Raw genomic sequence first — 305 nt, 5'->3', positions numbered from 1 at the left:
AATTGGATGAGAAGAAAAAAGAACTTGTCGCTGAGCAAGGCGAAAAGGGTGAATTAACGAAGGAAGTTAAGCAGTTAGAACAGCAGCTGGAAGAAACGAAAGCCTCGGGTGAGAAAGAGATCGAAAAACTCACAGCGAAGTATGAAGCAGCGTTATCTGAGCAACAAGAGTCATTGAAAAAACAAACGGAGGATTCAGCAGCCACCTTAGCTGCAGCGGTAGAAAAGCATGGCTCTGAACTCAATCAATTACACAAAGAATTGGATGAGAAGAAAAAAGAACTTGTCGCTGAGCAAGGCGAAAAG

1 protein-coding gene is annotated in these 305 nt (G+C 43.0%); it reads left to right on the top strand.

The window, feature by feature from the left end; translation table 11 throughout:
• On the top strand, positions 1-305 hold a 305-nt coding region (locus Lnau_RS16520; protein ID WP_202972569.1), incomplete at both ends, for a hypothetical protein.

The sequence above is a fragment of the Legionella nautarum genome (genome assembly GCF_001467895.1).
In the GTDB taxonomy this organism is placed as follows: Bacteria; Pseudomonadota; Gammaproteobacteria; order Legionellales; family Legionellaceae; genus Tatlockia; species Tatlockia nautarum.
The sequence above is the reverse complement of the archived record's forward strand: the minus strand, read 5'-3'. Positions and strand labels throughout refer to the sequence as shown.